Source organism: Rhizobium sp. 007 (assembly GCF_015353075.1).
Taxonomy (GTDB): Bacteria; Pseudomonadota; Alphaproteobacteria; order Rhizobiales; family Rhizobiaceae; genus Rhizobium.
The window spans coordinates 19,589-45,020 of record NZ_CP064190.1 but is presented as its reverse complement, the minus strand read 5'-3'; the positions used below and the strand labels follow the sequence as shown (position 1 = coordinate 45,020).

The following is a 25,432-nucleotide window of genomic DNA, read 5'->3' as shown; positions in this document are numbered from 1 at the left end:
TGGGACACGACATGAAAATTGATAGCGTTGTCTGCTCCGGCGGCCGGTCTGGTTACTTTCATATTGACTTCGCGGCTGTGAAGGCTGGCGCGACGCCAGACGGGTTCATCTATCGGGGCAGCCCGAAGACACCTGGGTTTGTCGACATCGTTGAGCCTGCCGATGCCGTCTCAATTATGTTGATCCTCGAGGACGGCCAAGTTGCCTTTGGCGATTGCTGCGACGTCGTTTTCGCAGGCGTTTCGGGGAGAGATCCTCTTTTTCGGAGCAGCGAAGGGCTGATCCAGCTCGAGGGTGCGGTGACGGATCGTCTACGCGGCCAGCCAATCTCGGAATTCCGTCGACTTGCCAAAGAGTTCGACGATTTCGTTGTCGACGGCCAGCAATTGCCGGTGGCGTTGCGATATGGGTTGACGCAGGCGATTCTGCATGCTGTTTCGCTAAATCACAAAGAGACAATGGCCGAGGTTCTCGCACGCGAATATCAGACGTCGGTCTCAACAAGCCCAATCGCAATCTCTGTGAGCTGTGAGCCGCACAATACTCTGCAACTTGATCGCATGATACTGAAGCGTCCAGAGATACTGCCACACACATACTTTACGGACATCGAAAGCAAAATCGGACGGAACGGAGAGAAGTTGCTTGAGCACATCCGTGAAATCTCATCTCGCGTAGTTGCCATCGGCGTGGAGCATTACCGGCCGACTCTTCATTTCGATTTCTATGGGTTACTTGGTGATATTTTTGCTCAAGACATTGCTATGGTTTCAGAGTTAATCGGCAGGGCCGCTGAGGCCGCAGGGCCGCTTCAACTACTCGTAGAGACACCCGTTTTGGAAAGAACCAGAGAGCACCAGATCGAACGGATGAAGACCCTTCGAAATGAACTGAAGAAATCCGGCATCAATGTGGGAATAATCGCCGACGACTGGTGCAACAATTTGTCTGATATTAGAGCATTTTGCGACGAGAAGGCCGCCGACTACATTCAAATCAAGATGCCTGACCTGGGCGGCATCAACAATTCTATGGAGGCGGTGCTGTATTGTAAGCAGCATGGTGTTGGAGCATTTTTGGGTGGATCGGCCAATGAGACTGATCAATCGGCGCGCATATCTGTTCATGTTGCACTTGCGTCAAAGCCAGACTTCATCGGATCAAAGCCGGGATTGTCAGGCGACGAAGCGCTCATGATGCAGACCAACGAGATGGCCCGCACCCTTGAACTCATTCGGAGACGAAAGCGGGCAGCACTAGCTGCTTGAAGCGGCTTTGTCGCATTGTCCGAGCGCCACGGAAATTTCCGGCATATTGTTCCTGTCCCAAACGAGGGGAGACGCCGCGTGAGCTTTGCGGTAGGCCGTTGTTGCTTCGGCCTCCGACGGCGCCTCGACTGTCGGGATCGGGCAGAGGGACGGGTCGGCGGAGATAGCGGCGACCAATTCGGCCTTTGAAATAGCCTGAGCTTCCACCTTTGGCTCTGCGGTCGCTAGATAGGTGCCCCCAGCTCCGGCCACGAGGCCGACGCTCGCTGCGACCACCAATAGGATATTTTGGTTCATAGGGCTCCCCCTTAGGTTCTGAGATTAAACCAGAAGCGCTCTTTGACGCCCTTGTCGTTTGGAATGTCAAAAAACCAGGGGTCCGCCCGACGGGGCCGGGGCGAAGTTACTTTCACCTTGCAGCCGTTGTCTTGATTCCAGAAATCGTCATCGCGACCGCTTCGAATGACCTCGAGCGTGATACGGCTCTGCTCATTGGCTTCATCGTTTCCATATAGGCGATGGAATTCGGAGCGATCCTTGCACTTGTCTACGATGCGGACACACAGATCCTTTTCATCGCGGAAACCATAATCATCTCCATTGCTGCTCGAGGCGGGCTGAGAGCCCGCAGGGCATTCCTCGAAGACTTCCCGGCCAGGTTCTCCGGCTTTCGCCTCGTGGCAAATAGGCCAATCGAACCCCGGCTTTGACATTGCGGAGATGAGCTTTTTCATCGGCGGGACGCAGTAGGGAACGCCTTGCCATGACGGGTTTTGTGAGGCGGCGCAAAGCAGCACCTGGCAGCCCCAGGAAGCATCCTCAGCCTTTGCGCCTGTTGGCGCGAAAGCAAGAACGGTAAGGCTGGCGGCGGCATAGAGCAGACGTTTCATGTCAGTTGGTCCTCATTGATCGTTGCGGCTGAAGAAGCCCGACCGACGAACAGCTTGTCGATCGGAACGACGTGTTGCACCCGATCCCCAGCCGCATAGATGACGGCAGCGATGAGCGCGAAGGCTGAGAACCAGAAGATCCCGATCCGAAAGAGAAGCGGCTGATTGGGGATGTCCCGGCATAGCGGCGGAAAGGCGAAGAGACCGGCCAGGAAGCAGTCGAGCGCCAGATGACGTTGATCGAGAAAGAGGATTGAGACGATCAGAAGCCCCACGGCCAACGGCGCGTGCACCCACCAGATTTTTTCCGAGACGACGATCAGCGCGAACGACAGCGGAATGGCGAGCAGCAGGCTCGCCAGCGGATCCGTTGCGAACGAGTTCGCAATATGCGCGAAGTCGGGCAACTATCGGTCTGTCCTCTTAGGCTTCCTGCGTGCGTCGATGAAGGGAGGTGAAATCTCACTTTCGCGCTCGGCGAGGAGGTTGGCATCAGCGATCGGCTGGCGCTCTAACGTCTTGTCCACTGCCTTACGTCGCCATTCGTTCATGTCGAGGACATAGGTGGCCCACATGCCATAGCGAGCGGCCATGGCGTGCCGCTGATAAGCTAGGTACTGACTGTTGTATGAGTTAGGGGACGCCAGACGCGCCCAGCCGACGCGAAGCATTTCCACCGCAATGTCGCGCCCGCCTGACGTGCAACGCGCCTGCGGGATTCCGTCATTGCCATAGGATACGACGCTGCATTCGACCGACTTGTTACCTAAGGTCCTTTTGAGCCAGGCTTTGGCGAGCGGGCCGCAAGGGACTGGCGAAGGTGCCTTCTGCCATTCACGGTTCAGCCATTTCGGATCAAGAGCCCATTGGGGGAGCTCGCACGCATCGATGTCGACGAGGCGCACGCGCTGTGCATATTGAGGATACCATAGGGTTCGGCCATCCATGACCGCAACACGTCCTTTGTAGACGGGATATATCGGAACATTGGACCAATCCTGCTGCTGCCTGATCGTCACCGCCGGGTTCTTGACGAGATCAGCTGCCGTAGCGGGTTGGACGATCGCGGTAAGAACCGCGGCCGCGGACAGGTATCGCTTCATGGGTTTGCCTTCTTTTTTCGTGCATTCACCTCACGGCTCAGGAGAATGGCCGGGTGCTGCACGTCTTCAAATTGCCAGAGGCCTGCTCGCTTATCCCGAGCAAGTTGTTCGGCCACGGCATAAGGGACGTGATAGGGCAGGCCCTCACCGTTGAGGGCTGCGAAGGCGTATCCACTTGTGATCAGGACGTTCGCGAGGTCGAGCCGTTGTTTTCCGACGGTGGCGTAGCAGACGACGTAGGCGGTATCATCCTTCTTCGCCACCGGGGCGCAAACAGGTTTGGTGTCCTTGATGTAGGCAGCAAACACGGCAAGGGAGGCCTCGCCGCAATCGCGCTTCTGCCCGTGCTTGTCGGTATATGAAGTGCCGCGCAAACATGATTGAACGCCATAGAGCCGGAAGCGCTTGCCGTCCGAGGACCACGTATCGCCCGTTTCCAAAGTGACGCCAGGCAGTAGATCGAAATATCCATCGGGCGCTGCGGCGACTGATGCTGGCAAGAGGACCGACAGGAGGATGAGAGTTTTCCTCATTGGCCCTTAACCCTCGGATCGGCCCACATTCCGAATGAGCCCTTCTGGCCGATTTCCTCGGCCTTGGCGAGATCTGGACGAACAGGCGTTCCGTCTGGCTTCTTTGAGAGGCGGAGTGCACCGAGCGATAGAAGTTGCTCTTCAAACATATCGACGGAATCGAGACTTCCGGGAAAATTATAGTAGCCGTAGCAAGTCGCGTTCTGGACCGGGGCACCTTGCTCGCTCACGAAGGCGCGGCAAAATACGACCTTGGGGTTTTGCAGCATGATTTGAAGCTGCTGCTGCGCAAAGTCGGTGCATGTCCCGGAGAAGTCTTCGTTGCGATTGACCATCTCGCCTTTGCAAGGCTCAAGCCCATAAAGGTGCAGTGTCGTTTTCTCGTCTACACGGAAGTCAGTTGGCGAAACAGCCTTGAAGCCGGCTGTTGTTGCATAGCCTTTGCGGTCGCCGACTTTGCCGCTCCCGTCATAATACTCGATCACCAGCACGGTCTTTCCCGGTGCTACCAGGGACTTAATGTAGTCCTTGTTGATGTCCGTAACGGACAAGGCGGGTGTTGCCATTACGCAACTTGCGACTGCAGCAATTATCATCCGTTTCATTTTCTAGCCCTTACCCATATTGCTTCCGTCTATTGCCACGCGAAAAGGGGTTTAAGTGTGCAGCAAAAAAGTGTATCGCTGAACCACATCGATGTCACGCGTTCACCAACTTACTCAGTTTTCGTGTCAATCACAACACCGCAAGTGGCGGGGGCCGATGGAAAAAAGGGCTAGAATTGCAGGCAGTTCGGGTAAGGCCGCATTGGCGGGGACTGCCCTTTTGACCATGATCCTGGGCGGGATTTGTCACGCCCAAGACGGTCATAAAACTGAAAATATTGCTGATAATAAAAGAACTTGGCAGACTAAGAGTAATACTGAGCTGGCAACGAACTTTGAGGAACGATGGCATGGGTCCGAAAAGGAGTTCGTTCTTGGCACCGATGGAGTCGTAAAGCAGACCGACAACGCAGATGAAAACCAACCAAAATTTAGGGGATCGAACCATATTGATGCAGCTTTAGGCTATTCTGCGACCGTCATTGGCGCGGCGCAAAACGCTGAAAATGTGCAACTACCGACAGGCTCAATAAAGCAATTTGATGCACATTTTCAGGCAAACAGCAGCACCAATGAAGTGCATGAATGTGGTCCGTCTCCGCTAAACACTGACGAAATTAAGTCTTTGGTGATCCAGACGGCGCGGAAGTACAGCGTCGATGAAGTCTTCGCGGCGGCAATCGCCTGGGCAGAGAGCGGCTTTGATCAAAGCCGCAACTCGCCCAAGGGCGCTCGCGGGCCGATGCAGCTCATGCCGGCTACGGCCGCTCGTTTTGGCGTCAAGGATGTCTGTGATCCGGCGCAGAACATCGAGGGCGGCATGAAGTATCTGCGGGTACTGCTCGATGAGTTCCAAAACCCGCTACTCGTCGCGGCCGCCTACAACAGCGGCGAACAGCGGATCTATGAACACGGTGGCATCCCGCCCTTTCAAGAAACGATCGGATACGTCGCCAAGGTCGTGAACTATCAGCTCGGGCTGCCCATGCCGGCGGCAAAAGGCAAATCCAGAAAGCCCGCTCAGCAAGCGGTCTCGGATGCGAGTGACAGCGGGGACGCTGGTGTCATCGCTGTGAAGAAAACCGGCACGTTTGTCGGCGGTGTGATGCACTTTTGAAGGAGAGAAGTATGCAGATTGCAATGCAAACAGGGAAGTCTCAGGCCGTCAAGCTTGCGGCTTTGTTCGGTCTCGTGGCCGCTATCCAGATCGTTGGCGCCGATATCGCCTTTGCGCAGGCTGCTGGAGGAGGCGCCTTCGCGCCGCTTCAAACCGCAGTCCAGATGATCGTCGATTTCATCACCGGTCCTTTCGGCCGCCTGATGGCGATCATTGCCGTCATCGGACTTGGCTTCCTCGCCTTCGCCGGCCGTCTTTCGTGGTTCACGGCGGGCGCGGTCGTCATTGGCATTGGTCTTGTTTTCGGTGCGCCGTCGATCGTTGACCAGATGATTTCGTCTGTCGGCGGCGGCAACTGATCATGAGCGAGTTTCAGGACGAAAAGCCATCTCTGACGCCGCTGGTGATCGGATTAACACGGTCCCCAACGCTTTGGGGTGTGCCTTATATGGCGGTGGTGCTGATCGTCGGCGTCACCATCATTGGCTGGCTGGCAACAAACCACCTTCTGGCGCTGCTGATCGCGCCGGTTGCCTACCTCGTCCTATTCTCGCTCTGCACCTGGGACAACAAGATCCTCGACGTGCTGCAGGTGACGTCGCGCAAGACGCCGCGCACGCCCAACAAGCGCTTTTGGGGCACCAACTCTTACGGACCGTAATCATGCTGAAAGTCGTCAAAGAAGAGCTTGGATTTGGAAAGGTCGCCAGCAATGAGCGGCCCATGTCGACTCATATACCCTATCTGCGGCACGTCTCCGATACGGTGATCGGACTGGAAAACGGCTCACTTTTGAGCGTCATCAAACTTGATGGCCTGTTCTTCCAAACGGAAGACCAGGCTGAGCTCAACATGCGCTCGGTCGTGCAAAACACGATGATCCGAGCCTTGGGATCCAGCCGCTATTCTCTTTGGTCGACCGTGATCCGCCGAGATGTCGAAACAGAGATTGGCGGCGCGTATGACTCATCGTTCTGCAATCTTTTGAACAAGCGTTATATGGAGCAACTGCGCCATAAGCGCATGTTCACGAACGAGATTTACCTGACCATTGTGCGCTCTGGCATGCGGGGCGCTCTTGGCGTCGGCGACACGCTGAAAAGGATCTTCGACAGGGCCAACAAAGATGCTCGGGTCCAGCAAACGCGCGAAGATGTTACAGAGCTTGAAGAGCTGATCGGCAACATCGTGCGCGATCTGCACAAATATGGAGCGCGGGCGCTCGGCATTACCTATCGTCGCAGGAATGACGACGAGGCCAAGATCGAAGGACAGGAGGAGAAGGAAAGGGGCGAGCCCTACTCCGAGCCCTGCGAATTTTTCAATACGATTCTGACATGCGGCGTGCCGCGTAAAATGCGCCTGCCACGCATGGGTATCCGCAATTACGTGGGCACGTCGCGACTCCATTTCAGCAAACGGACCATGCAGGCTCAAGCGGCGGTAGATGAAGACAACCGCTTTGGCGCGCTCCTGTCGATCAAGGAATACCCGCCTTTTACCGGCCCGGGCATGCTCGATGGCTTGTTGCAGGTGAACCACGAATTCATTCTGACGCAATCCTTCACGATCGCCGACAAGCCGATCGCCCAAGAGCGAATTAGCCGCTTGCAGCGGCAAATCAGAGCGTCGGACGAATCCGGCAGCTCGGTCGAGCAGGATATCGACTATGCGCTCAATAGCCTGATGAACCAGGAAGCCGTCTTCGGCTTCCATCATCTTTCGCTTCTATGCCTCTCCCGCGACCTCCAAGGCCTCAGCCGCACGGTTTCCGAACTCGGCGCCTGCCTTACCGACATGAATATCAACTGGCTTCGCGAAGATCTGAACCTGGAAGCAGGCTTTTGGGCGCAACTGCCCGGCAACCACAGCTACATCGCCCGCAAAGCGATGCTGTCGAGCGCGAATTTCTCCGGCTTGTCCTCGATGCACAATTTCGCGACGGGCCAGGCCGATCGCACTCATTGGGGACTGCCGATCACGATCCTCGAAACCACGTCGCAGACGCCGTACTGGTTCAACTTCCATCGCCGCGACATCGGGCACTTCCTCGTCACAGGACCAACCGGCTCCGGTAAGACGGTCGCTTTGACTTTCCTGCTCGCACAGGCGATGCGCGTTTCACCGACGCCGAAAGCCGTGTTCTTCGACAAGGATCGCGGCGCGGAAATCTTCGTAAGGGCGATTGGCGGTTCATATGAGGTGCTGTCACCGGGAACGCCGACCGGCTTTAACCCGCTGCAGCTCGAAAATACCGGCCCAAACCGCGAATTCCTCCTTCGCCTCTTGAAGGCAATGCTGCGCTCCGGTGATCGCAGCGACTTCACTCAGGAAGACGAGGATACGCTTGAAAGGGCGATCGTCCGCCTGATGCAGGAACCTGCGACGGAGCGCAATTTAGCGAACCTGGCCGCCCTCCTTGTGGGCCGGTCGCGGGCGGATGCCAATGACCTTCACTCTCGCCTGCGGCCTTGGATCGAAGGAGAAAAAGCGTGGCTTTTCAACGCCCAGCGCGACGTCCTCTCTTTCTCGGGGCGCAGCGTGTTTGGGTTCGACATGACGAACATCCTCGGCAACGAGGATCTCCGCACGCCGGCGCTGATGTACCTCTATCATCGTCTTGACGAGCTGCTCGACGGAAACCCGGTCATGCTCTTCATGGACGAGGGCTGGCAGCTCCTTATGGACGAAACATTTTCGGCGTTCATCGTCGACAAGATGAAAACCATCCGCAAGCTCAACGGCATTGTTGGCTTCGGCACCCAGTCCGCGGCGGATATCGCCAAGGCAAAAGCCTCGCATACGCTGATCGAGCAGTCGGCGACGAACATTCACTTTCCGAACCCGCGGGCCGACGAAGAGAGCTACATCAAGCGCTTTGGCCTGACGGTGAAGGAATTCAACTTCATCAAGAACACTCCGCCCGAAAAGCGAACTTTCCTGATCAAGCACGGCAATGACTCGGTTATCGCTCGGCTCGATCTCTCCGCCATGCCCGATCTCGTGAAGGTGCTTTCCGGCCGCAAGGAGACTGTCGAGGAGTGCGCGGCGCTTCGGGAACAATATGGTGACGAGCCTGAAAATTGGTTGGCTGAATTTTGCGGATGGGAGAAGGCCGAATGAGGAAGAGTCCTGCTTTGTGGGTGATTTCTGCGCTGTGCCTTGGTGCCTCCGGAACGGCGCACTCTCAGGTGCCGGTGCTTGACGGCAAGGTGCTCGAGACCGACACCAAACGCGGCCAGACGACGACGGAAATCGAGAAGACGGATAGTGACCGTCATACGGTCAGCAAGAGCGTGACCTGCTCGATGTATCGTCCAGGTCGCAGCGGTGACGCCGCTTCCGCCGCAACGGCCAACCCGGAAATCACGGGCCTTGTGAAGCGAGTTGCCCAGGAAGAAGGCGTCGACGAAAGCCTCTTCATGGCGCTCGTCTATCAGGAAAGCCGGTTCAATCCGTGTGCGAAATCACCGGTCGGCGCGATCGGGCTTTCTCAACTCATGCCTGGCACGGCAAAAGATCTCGGGGTCGACCCGCACAATATCGAAGACAATCTCCGAGGCGGGGCGCGCTACCTGAAGCAACAGCTTCGCCGGTTCAACGGCAACACCAATCTGGCGCTGGCCGCCTACAATGCGGGACCCGGCAACGTACAGAAGTATGGCGGGATTCCTCCATTCAAGGAAACGCAAGGGTATGTCGCGAACATCACCCAAAAGTGGCTTCCTGCCTTCGGCGGTTCCGACGTTGCCAATATCCCGGTGAACTATGGCGGTGGATCGACGTCCTTTACCGGGATGCGAGATTCTACCATCAATTCCATGGCGACGTCGCAGGCGATCGGGGAAGGCGGCGGCAACGTCGCGTCGTGGCTGCAACAGTTGAGCGCGATGTCCAGCGGCACAATCCAGGACAGTTGGGACCACAACTCCGGTGCCCGCAATGCCAATCTCGAAATGATGAACCAGGTCATCCGCCTCGGCACAACGATGGCGGATCTGATGAACTCCCGTAACGCGGTTGATCTTAGCGGCCTGTCCGGATCCTCGCGCACGAGCGATTTCAAGGATGATGACGATAAGGAGGATCGCGAAACGACCGGTTTGTGCGATCCGCGCCAGGAGCTCGAATGGAGCCCGACGGAGAAGGCTTGCGTCCAAAAGCGGGAACGCGAGGACAACGTAGAACTGATGTTGAACGCTCAATGAGGAGAACTGCCATGAAACGTTTGATTTTGACGGCGTATTCGGTGGCCGCCCTTGCGTCCTCGGCTTTGGCGCAGGTCCCGGTGATCGACGGTGCCAATCTTGAGATTGCGCAGCGAACGTCGAAGACGACCGATGATATCCTTGGCACTAACAAGGAAGTGCTGAAAACGGTCCAGGAAACCCTTCAAGCAGTGACCGGCGACCGTGGAAGCGATGCCAACCAGATGCAAAATCTTGCCGTTGGCAATGGCTTCAGCGTCGCACAGATGCCGTCGTTCGATAGCCTGATGTCGGGTGGCGTTCCAAACTTCGGGGGTATGGGCGGCGATGTCGCCAAGGTCGCAACGACCTTCATCAACGGCCTGCAACTGGTGAAAAATCTGTCCGGCCAGTCGGGCAGCTCCTTTTCCGGCGACAAGTCCTACGAGGAGATGGTGAACACCGTTCTTGGCGTCGCTGCCCTCGTCACCGGTTCGCAGCAGGCCGTCCAGACTCGCCGCTCGTCTTTCGAGCAGGCTGGCGCAAATATCGGCCAAGCCAAGGACATTAAGGGCTCGATCGATCAGAACACTCAGCTTCAGGTGCAAGCCGGGCTGACGATCAACGAGCTGATCGGCGTGATGAACGGAGCCGTATCGTCGCTCCAGGCCGACAACCAAAGACGCCTGACCGACATCTCTAATTCTAAGAAGGCTCTCAGCTACAGTGACCAGTAAAATCACCATACCAGCGAAGGTGTTTTTTCCTTTCTTGATCGTGGCCGGCCTCGCCGGCTGCGGCACGGCGGCGAAGGAAAAGACCGCTCCCTGCAAGAGGCCTGCCAACCTAACCTCCTATGCGTCAGATCCTCGCTTCGAATGTGGGCCGATGACAAGTGTCAATGGCAACGCAGCCGACGCCCTCGCGGCTATTGACGCCATGGCGGCGAATTAAGGACGGTTGGCGATGAACGACTTTCTTGGGGCGTTGCTGGAAAGAATTGAACAGACCGGAGCGAATTTCTCGTCGCGAGCCTACGGGATCGTCGGCAATGAGGTCATGCCGCTACTGACGATCATGTTCATCGCGTATGTGGGCTTTTACGGTCTCCAACTGTTCATGGGAACCGCTCGCGTCAGCGTCAGCGAAATTATCGGCCGGGTGGCGCGTATGTTGATCATCCTCGCGCTGGTAAGGAATTGGGACTATTTTAACACCCTCTTCTATTCTTGGTTGAACGACACCCCGGAGGACGTTGGCCGAGCTATCCTCACCGCCACAGGGACCGGTATCACGGAACCGACAAACGGCCTGTCGATGATCTGGCGAACGGCCAACGAGGCAGCTTCAGCCTTCGCGGAACAGTCAGGATATTTTTCGGTGTTGCCGTCGATGGTCGGTTTTCTGATCATGTTCGCCGTCGCTGTTTTCATCGCGGTAGCATTGGCAATCCTTCTGCTTGCAAAGGTGATGATGTGGGTCTTGATCGGGACGGCTCCCATCTTCATCGGTTGCATGCTTTTCGACCAGACGAGGGGTTTGGGCGTCGCCTGGTTTCAACAGGTGCTGATGTATGCATTGATCCCGCTGTTCGTTTATGTCGTGGCGGCATTCCTTATTGCAGCAATGGACCCGGAACTGACAAAGGTCAGCAGCGCTGCAAGCCAAAGGCGCCTTCAGCTCAGTGACATCTCCGCTTTCTTGCTGCTCTGCGCAGCAGGCGCGTTTGTCCTCTTTAATATTCAGGTTCTCGCGCAAGGGATTACCGGTGGTGTGGCTGCCGGTCTCGGCAATGTCGCGCGCGCAGTCGGCCGATTTGCTGGCATATCGGCGCCGGTTTCGGCCCTGTCGGGAGGGCAGCGCCTAGCGGGAGCAGCAGGCAATGCGGGAATGCAAGCCAGGGCGCGCACACAAGAAGGCATGCGAGCCAACATACGAAACGCCAGCGCTGAGGCGATGCAAAACCGCATCAGCAACAACAGCACGCCTCGCTGAGGCGCGAAAGTAAGGGCTAGGTTTAAGGGCTAGACGAATGGCAGAAACAAATGAAGCAGTTCTTCGGAGCTATTTTCAAGACGGCGATCGGTGGGAGCACGAAATCGTAAAGAAGGCCAAGCGGTCTCGCACGCTCGCATGGTTCGTCACCACGATTTTCGGCGCAATAACCTTGCTGTCCTTAACGACGCTGGTGATGCTCGTACCGCTGAAGAGCTTCGAACCCTACATCGTCGAGGTCGACAAGAACACCGGATATATGGAGATCAAAACCGGTCTCACACGCTCGGCGAATCTTACAGATCAGCAGGCGGTCACGCAGGCCAACGTCGTGCGTTATATTCGCTCGCGTGAGGGATACGACCCCTTTGCGATTGAGCAGAATTTCGGCATTGCCGCCCTACTCTCCACGGGCGACGCGGCCCGTGAGCTGCAGGAACTCTATAGCGCGGCAAATCCCAACAATCCTGCCCGGGCTTTGGGGAAGAACAAGAGTGTGACGGTCGATATCAAATCCGTCACCTTTTCTAATGCCAGCACGGCCCTAGTGCGGTTTTCAACCACGGAGAAAACGGACACGGATTCCATCACCCGGCATTACATTTCGGTCGTCCGCTATCGCTATACGGACACGCCGTCGACCAATGAATGGCGCTTCGAAAACCCGCTGGGCTTCCAGGTCTACAACTACCGTCGCGATCAAGAGACGGTGACGCCTGGAGACGATAAATGATCAAACGCCTCCTGCTTTCTGCGACCGTCATGGCCGCGACGATGACTCACGTCAACGCTGCGCAGGCGCCACGGCCGGGCTCGCTCGATTCGCGTGTCACCAGCGTCGTCTACCAGTCGAACAATGTGGTGAAAGTTTCTGCCACCTACGGCATCTCCACCATGATCATCTTTGATGAGGACGAAAAATTCGAAACGATATCGCTCGGCGACACAGATAGTTGGCAGGTCGCCCCGTCTGAGAAGGGCAATATCCTGTTCGTCAAGCCAATTGCGAAGAACGTCGCCACCAACATGAACGTCGTGACGAGCAAGAGGATCTATTTCCTCGAGCTCAACGACCATGCTCCGACCGATGGCAAGCAGATCTTCGGAATCCGGTTCGTCTATCCTGAGAAGGACCTGAATGCTTCGCTGCGCAAGGAAGCGGAGTACCGGGCTGCAAACCCGAACATGTCAAATCTCGACAAGGCCAACGTCAATATCGACTATTCGTTTTCAGGTGACCCAGCACTGAAGCCTACGATGATTTTCGACGACGGGAAAAAGACCTTCTTCAAGTTCGGCAGCCGCGTTCCCGCGATTTTTGCCGTGCAGTCGGACTTCTCTGAGACGCTGCGCAATTTCCGCAAGGAGGGCGAATACATCGTCGTCGACGGTGTGGCGACGCAATATACGCTCCGCGATGGCAACCAGTGGACATGCATCTTCAACCTTCGCAAGCCTGACTTCGGCGCTCCGGATCCGGACATTCTCGGTCCGGCCCATGACACCAAGGCGACGGAACGTAGGAGGAGCGGCAACTAATGAAGCGCAGCCCCGAACTTGAAGCCATGACGACGGCCGACGAAACGGCGGTCAGCTATCGCAATGCAGGACGAAACCAAACTCTCGGTATGGCCGCCCTTCTCCTGGGCGGCGCTGTGGCCGCCTATTTTGTCCTTGCGACAGCGAACGAAAAGCCACGCGATGTTGCTGACAGCGACGAGGAGTTTCAGACTACGACATTCCGGCCGCCGTCCTTTGTCCGCGACGAACAAAAGCCGGAACCGGAGCCCGAACAAGAAGTCATCAAACTGCCGACGCCACCTGAAGCGGTTGAGGAAGCCGTCGATACGACTGAGTTCAAGGTTCCAGCGCCGCCAGAGGTCGTTGAAGAGACGCCCGAAGCTGCGCCGGTCGAAGCGTTTCCCGAGCGCTACAAGTCGGGCCTGATCAAGCTCGATCAAAAAGGAAACGGAAGCGGTAACGGCAGCCTGACAGGCCAAGGCGATTCCGGGCTGAGCGTTGCCGGTGAGGACCGGAACAGCAAGTACCTGGCTGCGGCGGCGGGCCTTGCCGATCGGAGCGCTAAGGCCCGGCAGATCGAGCGTATCGACGCGATGATACCGGAGGGAACCTTGATCCCCGGCATCCTCGAGACGGCCATTAACAGCGACCTGCCCGGCCAGATTCGCGCCATTACCTCCCAAGATGTCTATTCCTTCGACGGCCGGCGTATTCTGATCCCGACCGGAACGCGCCTCATTGGCGAATATCAGTCGGAGGTGACTCGCGGACAAAAGCGTATCTTCGTCATCTGGACCAGGCTCATTCGAGATGATGGCGTTTCCGTACGCCTCAACTCGATCGGCACGGACAGCCTGGGCCGATCTGGCTTGACCGGGCATGTCGACAATAAGTTTCGCGAACGATTTGGAGCGTCGATCATGCTTTCTATCGTCGGCGGCGCTGCCAGCTATCTGACCGGATATGGCAGTCAGGAAGCCTCCAACAACAGCGACGATGCCGCACGAGGCGAAGAGATTGCACGGGAGACGATCGCGCAGACCTTTAGCGACATGGCGAATACGGTACTCAGTGAAAATCTCCGTATTCCTCCCACCATCAGCGTCAGCCAAGGCGAGCGAATCTTTGTCTACGTGCGCCAGGACGTCGATTTTAGCGCCATGTACGACGATCCGGTGACCGAAGCGATGAAGGAGATTCAACGTGAACGTCGCGGCAGGTAACACGATCAAACGCGATCCGCACTACTTCCTCAATCGCGCCCTCGAACCGATCAAGCAGTTCCTTGATGACCCAAAGGCGGTCGAAATCGCCGCCAATAAGCCGGGCCACGTCTATGTGGAGCGGTTCGGCGCCGATCATATGGAACACCATTTCATCGACGCCCTGACGGCTGATGAAATCCAGAACATCGGCGAGCGTGTTGCGGCGGCGACCAACCAGTTTATCAGCCGTTCCAAGCCGATACTGAGCGCGGCGCTTCCGACTGGCGAACGTATTCAGATCGTCCTACCGCCGGCTGCCCCTGACGGTGGCTCGATCTCGATACGCAAGCAGGTCGTGAACAACTTCACGCTCGAGGAGTATCGCGATAACGGTTCGCTCGACAAAGTATCTGTGGCCGTCGGCGGCCTTAGCGACATTGACCGGGAATTGATCGGACACCTGCGCGCAAGCCGGATTTACGATTTCATCCACACCGCTATCACCAAGCGAGTCTCTATCCTGATCAGCGGCGGCACGTCATCCGGCAAGACGACCTTCCTTAACGCCTGCCTGAAAAGCGTGGATCCGCATGAGCGGATCATTACGCTCGAGGACACACGCGAGCTTTTCCCGCCGCAGGCGAACACGGTTCACCTGATCGCGTCGAAAGGTGATCAGGGCACTGCAGACGTGACCATTCAAAACCTGCTCGAGTCGTCGTTGCGCATGCGTCCTGACCGTCTGTTCGTCGGCGAAATTCGTGGCGCGGAGGCGTTCTCCTTCCTGCGCGCGATCAACACCGGCCATCCGGGCAGCATGTCCACAGTTCACGCCGATACGCCGATGGGCGCCTATGAACAGCTCGCCATGATGATGCAGCAAGCCGGCATGTCAGCGGGTTTTTCCAAGCAGGATCTCATGTCGTATATCCAGATGGTGATCCCGATCGTCATCCAGCTCCGCCGTGACGGCGGCAAGCGCGGTGTCTCCGAAATCTTCTTTGCCCGGGATGAGACGTGACCAAGGAGCTCCAAGCCCTCTATCTGCTCTTTTGCGTCGGGATAGCTTTCGTTGTCTGGATGCTTGGCTACGGCCTGGGTCTTCAGCTCTTCTACAAGGATGGACGGGTTCTCGAAACGACGATCACGAGCAACCCGTTTGTTCCAATTCAGCAGTTCTGGATTTATCGCTCAAGCCCTGCCCTGCAGAAGGTTGCGCTTGGTTCGATGGTGCCGGCACTGATCGTCGCCGGCCTGGTCGCATACATCGGCCTGAAGCCGACGAGCAGCCCCTTGGGCGACGCGGCGTTTCAGGACATCGCCTCGCTTCGGCGTGGCAAATGGTTCCGCAAACACGGCCATATCTTTGGCCGCAGAGGGCGCAACATTCTCCGCACGAAGGACGATCGGCATCATTTGATCATCGGTCCGACGCGCTCCGGTAAGGGCGCGGGCTATGTCATCCCCAATGCGCTCATGCACGAAGGCTCGATGATCGTCACTGACCTAAAAGGCGAGGTTTTCAAGGCAACCGCGGGCTATCGCCGACAGAACGGCAGCCAGGTCTTCCTATTCGCGCCGGGCTCGGAAAAGACCAATCGCTATAATCCGCTCGATTTCGTCCGGACGGAACGGGGAAATCGCACCACTGACATCCAAAACATCGCCGGCATTTTGGTGCCCGAAAACACGGAATCGGAAAACTCCGTTTGGCAAGCGACGGCGCAACAAGTCCTTGCCGGCGTCATCAGCTACATCACCGAAAGCCCCTTCTATCGGGATCGCCGGAACCTCGGCGAGGTCAATTCCTTCTTCAACAGCGGCGTCGATCTGCAGGCGCTGATGAAGTACATTAAGGAAAAAGAACCCTCCCTGTCCAAGTTCACACTTGAGAGCTTCAATTCCTATATCGCTCTATCCGAACGCGCGGCCGCTTCCGCGCTTATGGATATCCAGAAGGCCATGCGGCCATTTAAAAATGAGCGGATCGTCGCGGCAACCAATGTCACCGACATGGATTTGCGCGCGATGAAGCGTCGGCCGATGTCGATCTATCTGGCGCCGAACATCACCGACATAACCCTGCTTCGCCCTCTCCTCACCCTGTTCGTACAGCAAGTGATGGACATCCTCACTCTGGAGCACGATCCCAATTCTCTTCCGGTCTATTTCCTCCTCGACGAGTTCCGGCAGTTGAAGCGGATGGACGAAATCATGACGAAGCTGCCCTATGTGGCCGGCTATAACATCAAGCTCGCCTTCATCATCCAGGACCTGAAAAACCTGGATGAGATCTACGGCGAAACCTCCCGGCATTCTCTGCTCGGCAATTGCGGCTATCAGCTCGTCCTCGGCGCCAACGACCAGGCCACGGCGGAATACGCCTCGCGAGCGCTTGGAAAACGCACGATCCGCTATCAGTCGGAATCTCGCACGATCGAGCTGATGGGCCTACCTCGCCGCACGAAAGTAGAGCAGATTCGCGAGCGCGATCTGATGATGCCGCAGGAAGTCCGGCAAATGCCGGAGAACAAGATGATCCTGCTCATCGAAGGGCAAAGACCGATCTTCGGGGAAAAGCTTCGATTCTTCAAAACGAACCCGTTCAAATCGGCTGAAGAATTTTCGCAGGCCAATATCCCGCAGGTGCCGGAGGTCGAATATCTACTCCCGAAAGCCGTTCCTGCAACCACTCCGGAGTATGCGAAGGGCGGAGTTCCTTCCATCGAAATAACCTCGCCGGCGCCCACAAAAGAAAAGCAGCCGGCCGCGGCCGCGATCATTACGTCTGCTCCGGCAAAGCAGGACGCGACCGTAGCCGAGGAGGAAACGACTACCACCGCCAAACGAACCGTCAACAAAAAGGCGTTGCAGCCCAAGCCGAAGCCGGCGACTGCGAAGGCTGATGCGACAGGATCCGCCAGCCTTGCCGCCATGGAAGCTCGGATAAGAGCGATTGAGGAGGGCCTGATGCCAAAGGCTGCGCAGCTCAAAGCAACTGTCGAAGCGAAAGTCGAAAAGCTCGGCGACAAATCACCAGGCGCGCGCCGCAATTTCATGGACATCTTCAACACGACGGTTCCTGATCCCGTCGAGGTTGGGGTGGCAGCCGTATAGTGATCAGGAGCTAATATCGAATGACAAGCGGGCTTTCTGTAAGGTGAACCAATGGGGAAATGGGGGTTGCAAAGAAGGCAATGGAACTCTTTGCATTTGCGGGCGAGCACAGCGACGGCGTTGCATGCGTACCGGCAGGCTGAGGCGCGCTTTCATGAGGTTCAGGAACGGAACGATGCGCTGGACGCCGAGGAACGGGTCATTCTGCATATATGGACGGAGAAGCTGTCGAAGGCTTCACTCACGCCGGCCGATCACGAAGGATTCAAATCCGCATATCTGTCGCTTGGTCAGCGACGCGCTGAGCTGTTCGAGTCTTGGCAGCCCGCAAACGCGGACCTCGCATCGGCCTATGAACAGGCGCGGCGTGTGCTGCGGGAGTTTGGGTTCACGTCTCCGCTTGACGACTGATGTACTACATTGCGCATTCACAGACGAAGTCGTAACGCAGAGGCGACCATAGTTTACCTTCTCACGGCGCGGTGCATTTCATTGGCTGCGCAACCAATTTGGCAGCCGCATCCGCTTGCAACGCACGCTTATAGGGTTGAGCCAAACGACGCTGGCAGAAGGGCTCGGCATCACCTTCCAGCAGGTGCAGAAATACGAGAAGGGCACAAATCGTGTCGGCTCTAGCCGCCTGCAGGCCATCGCAAACATTCTCGGCGTCCCGGTTGCCTGGTTTTTCGAGGAGGGGCCAGGGGGCTCTTCCAATCCGCTGGAGCCGAAGCTGGGAGCCGGCAGGGAAATCACGCAGTTCCTGATTTCCGTCGAGGGGCTGGCTCTCAATCGCGCCTTTGTGAAGATTGAGGACGGCAAGATCCGACGGAAGCTCGTCGACCTGGTGAAAACGCTGGCAAAAGAGTCTTCGGAGTAAGACCCGCTGATATGAAGTCAGCATGCTTTATGCTGACTTCCTAAAATGAGCCCCGACTTTAGAAGGGCCAGAGGCTTCCCAGGTAGATCGCTGTCTCGTTTACCCAATCCATCGAGTCACGATACCAAGCCGTAACCGTTTCCGAGGCCACCTGAACGCAGCCTAGAAAAAATACAAATGCGATAACGACGGCGAAGAACTTGCCAAACCCCTCGTCGCCTTTCGGGTCATTGCTCTGGATGACGTATTGTTGCCGGTTATCGTTCAACATATCCCTTAACGGTCCCGATCGTCGCGGTCGCGTTCCCTCTGTTCTATTTGTTCCCGTTCAAGCTCCTCGAGGCGAGGAACGTGCTGTTGGGCGGGGTCAGTCTGTGTTGTATCTCCGCTGCGCTGATCAGCTTCACTCTCTTTATTTAGACGATCTTGCAGGCGATTTGTAGCATTAACCGTCGACGCCAGCTCGTGGGCCTCCCGAGCATCGTCCTGACGGTCGGGCTCAGCATCGGGGTCAAACTCTTTGTGCATCTCAGCGAGATAGGAGGCTTCATCAATCCGCGTCGGTTCGACGACCCTGAAGCTGGTCTCGACGGTAACGCCATGCGCTTTCAGTTGCTCCAATTGAGGAGCAACACTTTCGACATGGCCCTCATGCTCTCGCCTATCCCTTTCGATCTCGGGCTCATATTCGAGCCCGCTCATGCGCGCCGAATACGCGTCCTCATCATCGTAACCATAGTCAACCTCGGTCCGCGAGAGATCAAGAATCTCACCTGCTCCGAGCCTATCGAGCTGAGCACTCATATCCGAGAGGAATTGGCGTTCGGCACTAGCCTCGCCTCTTATCGCGTAGCTATCCTCTGAGATGAAATTTGGCGAATCCTGATTGTTCAAACGCTCATCAAGTCGATCAATACGCTCGACTATCACGGCCTGCACTCCTTTGATGACCTCTTCGCGGTCATCGTTCCGCGACGGGACATTGTTGTCCGCCTGATCGATCGCCCGTTGCAGATCATGGTCCTGCTTGGCAACCTCTCGCAGATAGCAGTTGCCTTCGATCGCCATTTGCGCGGCTCGCTCCATCGCTTGATCAAGCCCGGCCTGCATTGCCTCCTTGCCCTCGGCCGATAACTCACCAGCCTCGATCCGGTCAAGCCCCTCGCGGTAGTGGTCGACGTCCACCATGGCTTCGTTGCCGGCCACGACGACAGCCTCACCGTGTTTCACGACCGCTGCATCCCATGCGTCATTGACCGCATCTCGGGGTTCTTTGCCCGCGTCTTGGTCGCCCTGCTCCGCTGAGGCCTCTCTACGTTGCTCGTATAGTTCGACCAGCTCACGCTTTTGGTTCACGAAATCTCGGGCCAAGCCCGCCACCTCATCAAAGTCGGCTCGGTCATCTGGGGCCACGGTGCGCTCCAGCTTGAACAACGCCGTTTCCACCTTCTTCTCATAAGCCTCGAACTCTGCTCGTGACGTCTCGCGCAACTCTTGACCCTCCAAAACCATTTCCTGCAATGTAATCAAATTGGCGCGGAAATTCGATCCGAAATCTGCGTGAATGACATTGACGCTGGCGTCCTTCATTGCCGCCGAAAGCCCGGCTGCTAAGTATTCTCGGTGCTGTATAGCATAGGCAACGGTCTGACGATCTCCACTCGCCATGGCGACCTTCTGCCACGATTCCTGCGCCTTTATGATGTATTGCCGGCTCCTGTCGCTTTTTGCGATCGTGCGTCGGCCGCTGCGCTTGGCGTCATACCGCGCCTGCGCCGGCTCGCTCGTCCCGACATGCTCCGTGCGACCGTTGCGGCTCACTGGCCGAACCTGCGTCCGCGTGAAGGCGGGCGGATTGGCAAACTCGCGCCGATCAGTCATTTCCATTTCAATGCCGTGCTCCCGCGCCTTTTCGGCCATGACCGATCGCCATTCGCGAAACACGGCTGGAGTCGTCTCTATGCGATCGCCGGCATCCGATTTCATGGCGATGATCGCATGCGCATGAACGTGCGGTCGCTTACCCCCCTCCCCTGCCTCTTTCGGGTCGCTGGTAGGATCGTGCATAGCGAAAACATAACGATGGCCCGCGAACTGGTGCGCTAGAAAATCGCGCGCGGCACCCTCGAAAGCCGCTACGTCCGTTCCGGCCCGCGCCGACATGATGACGTGCATCACGTCGCGGCTCTTTCGGCTGTGCAGCTCGCCGCGCCATTCCTTTTGTATCAGATCCCCTGCCGCCTGTTCGTCAGATATCGGCCGACCCCGATCGTCGCGAACTTCCTGATACTGGTCGACCAGACCACGCAAACGGATGGCGCCGAACTCGACGCCATTCCCGTACCCTTGAAACGAGAAGGTCGCACCGGCCTCGCTGGCGACGGCACTGGCGTCATACCGTCCCTGGATGATGCCAGCCGCTTTGGCGTCTCCTGTCAGCCGCTCCCCCTGCCCGCTTCTGAGCACCAATAGGCCTTGAACCGATACTGAACCGTCCTCACGTTTCTCAACCGCATAGGCATAGCGACGATCGCCAAAGCCGCTCGATAAGGTGCTCCGCACCAACTCGTGCAAAGCATCGTCGGATGCAAGCATAGAGCCCGTTATCTCAACGCTGAAGCTCCCGATGTCGCGACTTTCGGCGCGGTTCTGGAAAAGATGATCCCAATCACCGCGCACCCGGGCCAATTCCTCGCGGCCCTCAAGGATCCTGCCGTTTTCGTCCTCAACCTTCAGCTCTCCTGATCGGGACACGTAGTTCAACATCGCCCCTACGCGGGCTCCGCCCCCATAAGACGCCATTTTGACAACTGCTGGCTGGCTTCCCTTTGCGACGGCCGCTAGCCGCGCCTCCATCGGTCGGGCAACCACTGTCGCCGGCGCCACCCGCGCTAGAGGAGCGCCCCTGCCCTTCGACGCGGGTCCACGACCACCGGAAGCGCCGCCTGCGCCTCCGCCGCCACCTGCAGCACCGAGTTGAGACAACTGCTTCAGACGCTTCCGCATTTCTTCCTCAGCCGCGGCACCACGTCCACCTGACGTCATCTCATGCAACAGCGCTGCGCGTCGCTGCTCCCATTCGCCGGTGAACGCGCCGAAGAAGATTTCCAACGGCTACTTCTCCCCTCGACGCTGATAACCAGCCCGTCGCGATAGAGAGCGAAGCTCGCTCATCACCGCCGCCTGAATGCGTTGCACGTTTTCGAGGTTGATATTCAGCTCGCTTGGATGGACGCCCCGGCCACTGTTGAGCGCCCTTGCAACCTGATTGAGGTTGATTCCGATCATCCGCATGTCTTCGAGCAAAGCCGCCATCACCAGGCGGTCATCCCCCGTTAGGATCGGCCGGACGCCTGCGCCCTCCAACAGCAATGACCGGAAAAAGCTGGATACGGTCATCTTAGCTACCTCGGCGGCGTTCTCGATCGCCGCATGTTCGTCGCCCGACACGCGGACATGCACGGTTCGATCTTTCTTCACCGGCTCCAAAGGAGTGTTGAATTTCCCGTCGCTCATATGGCCTTTGGCCCCCTACTGGCGCTTGCGTCAGTCTATCGAGGGCACGTCCCCTCGATTGTGGAAAAACGTCGTAGCACATTTTTCCGTATCCTGCCAGCTTTACTACGGGGAAATTCAACGAAACAACACTTCGAGTCAAACTCGCTTCGCTCGCCAATTTGATTTTTAGAACCGGGACTTCGCCCCGGTTGCTTTTCGTGGGAACGCTCACCAGGGTTCACCTCCGAAATCCGCTTCTGAAGGCCTTTGTCCGCCCCTCGTACTCAGCTGCAAGGGACGCTTCGCTCTTCGCCCTTGCAGCTTCCGTGTGAGCGTCGCAGCCGGCCTTACGCGGCTCCGGGGTTCACTGATCTGCCGGCACTTCAGGCGGCATGTCGCGAGGTTCCGCATCGTGTGAATATTCCACACGAGTTAGTGGCTCCATATGTTCACACGACATGTGCACATGAGGCTACTAACGCAGCATGAGGATGATTATTCGTGTGATGTGTACTTGGTTTAATATGTCAGATCGGCTACACCATATGGTAGAAGCATGTTGCAGTATCATTTGAGCAATTGCTCGCATCATGTTTACGTGCGGTGCGGAACCACCATTCGAACCAACAAAGCGCGCCGAAACGTGCTTCGGCTCGCAGGGGAGTTGTCACGTATGCCATTGTGCATTTCGGCCGTGAGCGGCAAAGGTGGAGCTGGGAAGACTACGGCGGCAATCTTGATCGCCGGGGAATATGCGCTTCAGGGAAAGCGTGTCCTTCTAGTTGATGCAGACGGCCGCCAAAATCTGCAGGAATGGTGGAAGCGCTGTGAGGCAAAGGACAACCTGCCTGATAACATCGAGCTCATAACCGCTGCCCGTCAAACCACCGTCCAGCAGGTCCTGGAAAACGAAGCGCACAAGTTCGACGTCGTTTTGATGGACACGCCCGGTCAGGACACCGTACTAAAAGATACCATTATCGCCGGGTCCCATATTGTGCTGACGCCGATTCAGCCGAACCAAGATGAGATTAAGGCGGCGGGACAAGCCGCGACCGACACGGCCAATATCTCCGACAAAGTAGGGCGGATGATCCCGCACGCCAATTTTGTCACCAGGATCACGTTGCCAGCCAGAATGCTGGAAGCGTATCGGCTGATCAGACCGTTTGTGCAGAATCTAAAGGAAGGTGGCTACGACTCCTACCTGCTCGACACCGAACTCATGGAGCGCAATTGCTACCGCGAAATTCGAAACGGTTACGGGACTCTGCAAATGCTGGAACTCACGAATCCGGTGAAAAAAGCGAGAGCGGAAGTAATGAGCCTAGTTCAGAACATCGAAGGACTGCTCTTGGGACAGAAAGAGGTAGCGGCCAATGGCTAAGGGGCAAACAACGGTATCTGATTTTGCAGTCGCACCGCGGCGTAGCCTTCCGGTGAACCAGTCGACTGCGGAGGACACTGCTACGTTGGCTCCCAGCGTGCCAACAGAAGAGGCGAGGATTGAAAATCAGCCTCTGTCCCATAGTGTTGACCTACCTGCGAGCCATCTCATTGCGCCGACTGAAGAGGCCCGGCGCGAGCGGGCAGTGAGCAAAGCACTGCAGCGTGAGGATTCTAGAGTTCGCTTGCGTGACCTGAAGAGGGCACGCGATCGCGAATCCAAGCACTACGTCAACTGCCCGTTGGATTACGAGACGAAGAAACGGTTGGAGAAAGCCGCTATCGAGAACGACGTGAAGATGACCGTCATCATGAAGGCCGCAATTGATCAGTTCCTTAAAGACAACGGATATTGATCGATGATTGGCCGTTGCTTCCTACTTGGCATAGACCTCGGTTGCGTGCTCGGCATCTCAAGTAAATGGTGCCATGCGACATCCGGTTGTCGTTTGGCACTTAATCGGGGTCTTCCTCACTTTGTGTGGTTAACAAATCGTTAGGAGTGACGCCGCTATGGGCTGGCATGCGAACGAAATCGAAATGGTCGCCCGGTCCGGGCATTAAAGTGCAGAGCGTCATATCCAGCGAACAAGGTGATTGGGTTGTGTCTGCCTACGGGCCAACGTCTGGCATATGCCCTGATTGTCGATGGCGGAGCAGAACTCGGCACGGCTGGTCGTACCGCAGGCTTCAAGACCTGCCGATCCAAGGTAATGCCGTGACGGTGAAGCTCCAGTTGAGCCGCTGGCGTTGCACATATCGGCAGTGCAGACGGCAAACGTTCACTGACCGGGCCCCAGCGATTGCCTCCCCTTACGCCCGCAGGACAACGAGGGTCGCCGAAATAGTCGGCCTGCTCGGTCACAGTACAGGCGGGCGGCCCGGAGAGCGCTTGATGAGGCGGCTTGGGATGTCGATCAGTGACGACACCATCCTTCGGCACTTGAAGCGCAATGCTGCACGGATCGACGACGACCCCCCGGCAGGTATCGTCGGTATCGATGACTGGAGTTGGAGGAAATCTTGGCGCTACGGCACGATCATTGTCGATCTTGAACGCCGAAAGGTCTTGGACATTCTCGAGGACCGGAGCGTGGTAAGCGTTGCACGATGGTTGAAGCAGCACCCGTCTATTGAGGTGGTAAGCCGAGATCGATGCGGGCTTTACGCGCAAGCTGCTCGTGAAGGTGCGCCGCAAGCATCTCAGGTGGCGGATCGCTTTCATCTCATTCAAAATTTGCGGCTCGCTATCGAGGAACAGATGAGTCTTTGCGGTCGCGCTGCAGGCAGAGCATTGCTGCCTGACGGGAACATCGAGATTGATCACGACGATCGAGCGACGCGTAACCAACTCCCTGAGAGGTCGAGGCGCAATCAGCTTCGCCGGGCACATCAGCAGTCCCGGAAGGATGTCTTCAAGACAGTACACGCCTTGAGCACAGAAGGTCTGTCGTGCTCGGAAATTGCACGTCGTACAGGATATGGCCGACGCAGCATCGCGAAATGGCTGACTTTCGCGACGCCACCCGATCGACGCAGGAGCGCGCTACAGCCGACATCTCCTCTATACTTCGAGGCGTTTCTCACCCAGTGTTGGAAGGATGGTAACCGCCGTGGGCGGCACCTGTTTCACGACATCAAGCACCGCGGATATACCGGCAGCTTCTCCAATCTTGAACGCCTCCTGGCAACCTGGCGCCGAGCCGAGAAGCCGGAACGGGATAAAGATGGTGCGGTACCGGCTCGGATCGATCTTGCCGACAAGACATCCGACGATGCGCCTGTGCGCGATCCGCACACTGGTCATTTAATCTCACCGGTTATAGCCGCTACTCTTTGCATAAAGCCGCGCGGAACGCTGACAATAAATCAGGCGCGGAAAGTCGATGCCCTCAAACAGGGATCACCGACGTTTGCGGTTTTGCGCAGCTTTTCCATGCGATTTCGAGGTATGTTTCGTAGCCGGGCTTCGGGGAAACTCGAACAATGGATCGAGGATGCCGTTCATTCTGGCCTTACCGTCTTGGCCCGTTTTGCCCGTGTTCTTCGCCGTGATATCGACCCGTTCGC

Annotated in this window: 27 protein-coding genes and 1 pseudogene; 19 read left to right on the top strand and 9 right to left on the bottom strand. The window is 57.0% G+C overall.

The annotated features are described in order from the left end of the window. The first annotated feature begins 11 nt into the window (after positions 1-11). Positions 12-1,268, top strand: coding sequence for a methylaspartate ammonia-lyase (locus tag ISN39_RS33530; RefSeq protein WP_194732275.1), 1,257 nt, complete (start codon positions 12-14; stop codon positions 1,266-1,268). On the opposite strand, the gene ISN39_RS33525 is transcribed toward ISN39_RS33530, so the two are convergent. Genes ISN39_RS33525 through ISN39_RS33500 form a run of 6 tightly spaced genes read right to left on the bottom strand, consistent with a single transcriptional unit; the run spans position 1,257 to position 4,399 of the window. Continuing rightward, positions 1,257-1,565: a hypothetical protein gene (locus tag ISN39_RS33525; RefSeq protein WP_246763588.1), complete on the bottom strand. Its 309-nt coding sequence runs from the start codon at positions 1,563-1,565 to the stop codon at positions 1,257-1,259. The two genes, ISN39_RS33530 and ISN39_RS33525, sit on opposite strands and share 12 nt — an antisense overlap. Before the next feature lie 11 nt (positions 1,566-1,576). Further along, positions 1,577-2,158 carry a hypothetical protein gene (locus tag ISN39_RS33520; RefSeq protein ID WP_194732274.1) on the bottom strand — a complete coding sequence of 194 codons (582 nt, stop codon included), beginning with the start codon at positions 2,156-2,158 and terminating at the stop codon, positions 1,577-1,579. After that, a complete protein-coding gene (locus ISN39_RS33515; RefSeq protein WP_194732273.1) occupies positions 2,155-2,565 on the bottom strand; it encodes a hypothetical protein in 411 nt (136 codons plus the stop codon). Before ISN39_RS33515 ends, ISN39_RS33520 begins: the two co-directional genes overlap by 4 nt. Beyond that, entirely contained in the window at positions 2,566-3,261 is a 696-nt protein-coding gene (locus tag ISN39_RS33510; RefSeq protein WP_194732272.1) for a thermonuclease family protein, read from the bottom strand. It lies immediately after the preceding gene. Continuing rightward, complete coding sequence (locus ISN39_RS33505; RefSeq protein ID WP_194732271.1) at positions 3,258-3,794, bottom strand: thermonuclease family protein; 537 nt, start codon at positions 3,792-3,794, stop codon at positions 3,258-3,260. Before ISN39_RS33505 ends, ISN39_RS33510 begins: the two co-directional genes overlap by 4 nt. Then, positions 3,791-4,399 carry a hypothetical protein gene (locus ISN39_RS33500; RefSeq protein ID WP_194732270.1) on the bottom strand — a complete coding sequence of 203 codons (609 nt, stop codon included), beginning with the start codon at positions 4,397-4,399 and terminating at the stop codon, positions 3,791-3,793. Before ISN39_RS33500 ends, ISN39_RS33505 begins: the two co-directional genes overlap by 4 nt. 157 nt (positions 4,400-4,556) lie before the next feature. Between ISN39_RS33500 and ISN39_RS33495 the strand changes: the two genes are divergently transcribed. From ISN39_RS33495 to ISN39_RS33430, 15 genes are all read left to right on the top strand, one after another. Further along, the gene (locus tag ISN39_RS33495; protein WP_194732269.1) at positions 4,557-5,516 is read left to right on the top strand and encodes a lytic transglycosylase domain-containing protein; all 960 of its coding nucleotides are present in this window, start codon (positions 4,557-4,559) and stop codon (positions 5,514-5,516) included. Between the two features lie 11 nt (positions 5,517-5,527). Further along, positions 5,528-5,875 (top strand): TrbC/VirB2 family protein, encoded by a 348-nt coding sequence (locus tag ISN39_RS33490; protein ID WP_097596271.1) that lies wholly within the window; start codon positions 5,528-5,530, stop codon positions 5,873-5,875. 2 nt (positions 5,876-5,877) lie between these two features. Beyond that, the gene (locus ISN39_RS33485) at positions 5,878-6,177 is read left to right on the top strand and encodes a VirB3 family type IV secretion system protein (protein ID WP_194732268.1); all 300 of its coding nucleotides are present in this window, start codon (positions 5,878-5,880) and stop codon (positions 6,175-6,177) included. 2 nt (positions 6,178-6,179) lie between these two features. Beyond that, positions 6,180-8,639 carry a VirB4 family type IV secretion/conjugal transfer ATPase gene (locus ISN39_RS33480; RefSeq protein WP_194732267.1) on the top strand — a complete coding sequence of 820 codons (2,460 nt, stop codon included), beginning with the start codon at positions 6,180-6,182 and terminating at the stop codon, positions 8,637-8,639. Then, entirely contained in the window at positions 8,636-9,724 is a 1,089-nt protein-coding gene (locus ISN39_RS33475; protein ID WP_194732266.1) for a lytic transglycosylase domain-containing protein, read from the top strand. The genes ISN39_RS33480 and ISN39_RS33475 overlap by 4 nt, the downstream gene beginning before the upstream one ends. Positions 9,725-9,735: 11 nt before the next feature. Then, complete coding sequence (locus ISN39_RS33470) at positions 9,736-10,440, top strand: type IV secretion system protein (RefSeq protein ID WP_194732265.1); 705 nt, start codon at positions 9,736-9,738, stop codon at positions 10,438-10,440. After that, positions 10,430-10,657: a hypothetical protein gene (locus tag ISN39_RS37330; RefSeq protein ID WP_246763587.1), complete on the top strand. Its 228-nt coding sequence runs from the start codon at positions 10,430-10,432 to the stop codon at positions 10,655-10,657. Before ISN39_RS33470 ends, ISN39_RS37330 begins: the two co-directional genes overlap by 11 nt. Positions 10,658-10,669: 12 nt before the next feature. Beyond that, entirely contained in the window at positions 10,670-11,698 is a 1,029-nt protein-coding gene (locus tag ISN39_RS33465; protein ID WP_194732264.1) for a type IV secretion system protein, read from the top strand. A 37-nt stretch (positions 11,699-11,735) separates the two neighbouring features. Beyond that, a complete protein-coding gene (locus ISN39_RS33460; RefSeq protein WP_127635980.1) occupies positions 11,736-12,431 on the top strand; it encodes a type IV secretion system protein in 696 nt (231 codons plus the stop codon). Further along, entirely contained in the window at positions 12,428-13,237 is an 810-nt protein-coding gene (virB9, locus tag ISN39_RS33455; RefSeq protein ID WP_194732263.1) for a P-type conjugative transfer protein VirB9, read from the top strand. The genes ISN39_RS33460 and virB9 overlap by 4 nt, the downstream gene beginning before the upstream one ends. Next, complete coding sequence (gene virB10, locus ISN39_RS33450; protein WP_194732262.1) at positions 13,237-14,442, top strand: type IV secretion system protein VirB10; 1,206 nt, start codon at positions 13,237-13,239, stop codon at positions 14,440-14,442. Before virB9 ends, virB10 begins: the two co-directional genes overlap by 1 nt. Next, positions 14,423-15,445, top strand: coding sequence for a P-type DNA transfer ATPase VirB11 (virB11, locus tag ISN39_RS33445; protein WP_194732261.1), 1,023 nt, complete (start codon positions 14,423-14,425; stop codon positions 15,443-15,445). Before virB10 ends, virB11 begins: the two co-directional genes overlap by 20 nt. Beyond that, the gene (locus tag ISN39_RS33440) at positions 15,442-17,541 is read left to right on the top strand and encodes a type IV secretory system conjugative DNA transfer family protein (protein ID WP_194732260.1); all 2,100 of its coding nucleotides are present in this window, start codon (positions 15,442-15,444) and stop codon (positions 17,539-17,541) included. The genes virB11 and ISN39_RS33440 overlap by 4 nt, the downstream gene beginning before the upstream one ends. A 51-nt stretch (positions 17,542-17,592) precedes the next feature. Beyond that, entirely contained in the window at positions 17,593-17,952 is a 360-nt protein-coding gene (locus ISN39_RS33435; RefSeq protein ID WP_194732259.1) for a hypothetical protein, read from the top strand. Positions 17,953-18,037: 85 nt separating this feature from the next. After that, entirely contained in the window at positions 18,038-18,418 is a 381-nt protein-coding gene (locus tag ISN39_RS33430; RefSeq protein ID WP_194732334.1) for a helix-turn-helix transcriptional regulator, read from the top strand. A 58-nt stretch (positions 18,419-18,476) separates the two neighbouring features. On the opposite strand, the gene ISN39_RS36025 is transcribed toward ISN39_RS33430, so the two are convergent. Genes ISN39_RS36025 through mobC form a run of 3 tightly spaced genes read right to left on the bottom strand, consistent with a single transcriptional unit; the run spans position 18,477 to position 21,934 of the window. After that, positions 18,477-18,689, bottom strand: a complete 213-nt coding sequence (locus ISN39_RS36025; protein ID WP_210388721.1) for a hypothetical protein — start codon at positions 18,687-18,689, stop codon at positions 18,477-18,479. Between the two features lie 5 nt (positions 18,690-18,694). Continuing rightward, the gene (locus ISN39_RS33425; protein ID WP_194732258.1) at positions 18,695-21,529 is read right to left on the bottom strand and encodes a conjugal transfer protein TraA; all 2,835 of its coding nucleotides are present in this window, start codon (positions 21,527-21,529) and stop codon (positions 18,695-18,697) included. 3 nt (positions 21,530-21,532) lie between these two features. Continuing rightward, positions 21,533-21,934, bottom strand: coding sequence for a plasmid mobilization relaxosome protein MobC (gene mobC / locus ISN39_RS33420; RefSeq protein WP_194732257.1), 402 nt, complete (start codon positions 21,932-21,934; stop codon positions 21,533-21,535). Positions 21,935-22,589: 655 nt separating this feature from the next. Here mobC and ISN39_RS33415 point away from each other — a divergent pair. From ISN39_RS33415 to ISN39_RS33405, 3 genes and pseudogenes are all read left to right on the top strand, one after another. After that, the gene (locus ISN39_RS33415) at positions 22,590-23,303 is read left to right on the top strand and encodes a ParA family protein (protein ID WP_096771607.1); all 714 of its coding nucleotides are present in this window, start codon (positions 22,590-22,592) and stop codon (positions 23,301-23,303) included. After that, on the top strand, positions 23,296-23,718 hold the full coding sequence (locus ISN39_RS37325) for a hypothetical protein (RefSeq protein WP_246763586.1): 423 nt from the start codon (positions 23,296-23,298) through the stop codon (positions 23,716-23,718). The genes ISN39_RS33415 and ISN39_RS37325 overlap by 8 nt, the downstream gene beginning before the upstream one ends. Before the next feature lie 167 nt (positions 23,719-23,885). Beyond that, positions 23,886-25,424: pseudogene (locus tag ISN39_RS33405) on the top strand (ISL3 family transposase); the annotation flags it as partial. Between the last annotated feature and the right edge of the window lie 8 nt (positions 25,425-25,432).